The 1,552-nt window shown below is 59.3% G+C and carries 2 protein-coding genes and 1 pseudogene; 2 read left to right on the top strand and 1 reads right to left on the bottom strand.

Features of this window, described 5'->3' with window-relative positions; translation table 11 throughout:
• The first annotated feature begins 390 nt into the window (after positions 1-390).
• On the top strand, positions 391-555 hold the full coding sequence (locus tag EN994_RS30710; RefSeq protein ID WP_023810361.1) for a hypothetical protein: 165 nt from the start codon (positions 391-393) through the stop codon (positions 553-555).
• A gap of 61 nt (positions 556-616) precedes the next feature.
• Here EN994_RS30710 and EN994_RS30705 read toward each other — a convergent pair whose 3' ends face one another.
• Positions 617-1,123 carry a DUF1993 family protein gene (locus EN994_RS30705; RefSeq protein ID WP_063167831.1) on the bottom strand — a complete coding sequence of 169 codons (507 nt, stop codon included), beginning with the start codon at positions 1,121-1,123 and terminating at the stop codon, positions 617-619.
• 138 nt (positions 1,124-1,261) lie between these two features.
• On the opposite strand from EN994_RS30705, the pseudogene EN994_RS30700 reads away from it, so the two are divergent.
• Positions 1,262-1,552, top strand: a pseudogene (locus tag EN994_RS30700) (DUF1176 domain-containing protein); the annotation flags it as partial.

Raw genomic sequence — 1,552 nt, 5'->3', positions numbered from 1 at the left:
GTCGAACGGGATGGATGGACGAGCGCCGGCCTCTTCGCCCTCGCCATTCTTGTCGGGGGCGATGAAGAGGTCGTCGAGCAACGAAGCGAAATCCCGCTTGGCGCCAGTAGCGATGTCAGCCTCCCCCTCGCCCGACCATTCGGGTATCGAAGCATAGAACCGGCTCGTTAAAAATGCATGGCACCGATCTCAATGAATTTAGCCGTCGCCTCGTGGCAGCCATGCAGCCAGCATTCGAGGCTACGATGCGCGTCAGCAAAAGTTTCACCCGGTTGCGGAAAATGGCGAAAAAAATCGCCAAGACATGGCAGGTATGCAAATGCTGCACTGCACAATTGTCACGATTCACCTATATTGGCAGCCGTGGAGGACCAATTTGGGGCTTGAATCATGGGTTTCTTCACTGAAATGTTCGCCCGGCCTCGGCCACAGGAACATCTGAGATACCGCTCGGCGCTCGCGCTGCTTCATTCGATGAGCAATGCCGACCGCGCCGACATAGGGATCAAGCCGGCCGACTTCCCCCGCATCGCCCGCGAAATGTCCATTCGCTAGCTGCATCCGGTGTTCAGGATGTCCCGGATCGGTCCGGGACACCTCCAAAAAATTCAATTCCTTAGCGCGATCCCAGGAACGTCGCCTTGCCCAACGGTACGCCATTGTGGCGAAGGATGTCGTAAGCCGTGGTGAGATGGAAATAGAAGTTGGGCATGGCCACATGCAGCAGATACTGCAGGCCGGGCATCGAGCTTTCGCGTCCACCAAGCTTCAGCTCGATGATCTTGTCATCGGAGCCGTCGAATTCGGCAGCCGAAAATGTCGCGAGAAGGTCGAGCGTCTTCGTGATGCGAGCCTGGACATCGGCAAAACTCGCCTCATTGTCCTCGTATTTCGGCACTTCGCGGCCGGCGAGCCGTGACGGCGCGCCCTTGGCATGATCGGTGGCGATCTGCACCTGCCTGGTCAAGGCGAACATGTCCGGCGCCAGCCGCGCCGTCAGAAAAACCTGCGGGTCTATCTTGCGGTCCAGCGCATTCTGTTCGGCGGTCGCAAGCACATTGGAAAGCGCTTTCAGCCTGGCCGAAAACACCGGCACGGATGCCTCATACATCGATATCGTCACGTCAAATCTCCTGCCCGGCCCAGCGCCGGCGGACGCGACGTAGCGCCTTCGTGCAGGATTTTTCAAGGCCGCCGACGCCGCGTCACCACGTTGCCGCAATCGCCGTCGTAGAATCCTCTTATCGAGCGGAGGTTCCCGATGAGATGCGCCCTTTTCGCAGCGACTGCCTTTCTCTCCCTTGCCCCGATCGGTCAAACGACCTTGGCAGCCGAAGATGCCCGCGAAACGCCCTATGTCGACGACCGGTCGAGCGCCGATGCTGTTGTGCGTTCGCTCTACAGCGCCATCAGCCGGCACGAATTCGCTCGCGCCTGGGGGTATTTCGGCGATACAAAACCGGCAAAGGATTTCGACAGTTTCGTCAAGGGCTATGACGGCACCGACAAGGACGAGGTCTTGACCGGGGCGGTTTCCGACGAAGGGGCGGCC

Origin of the sequence: Mesorhizobium sp. M7A.F.Ca.CA.002.09.1.1 (genome assembly GCF_003998555.1) — a bacterium.
In the GTDB taxonomy this organism is placed as follows: domain Bacteria; phylum Pseudomonadota; class Alphaproteobacteria; order Rhizobiales; family Rhizobiaceae; genus Mesorhizobium; species Mesorhizobium ciceri.
This window is presented reverse-complemented; position numbering and strand designations above follow the sequence as displayed.

Excerpts from the sequence above, each read along its gene's own strand:
- EN994_RS30710 (WP_023810361.1), top strand. The coding sequence starts at position 391 with ATGGGTTTCTTCACTGAAATGTTCGCCCGGCCTCGGCCACAGGAACAT.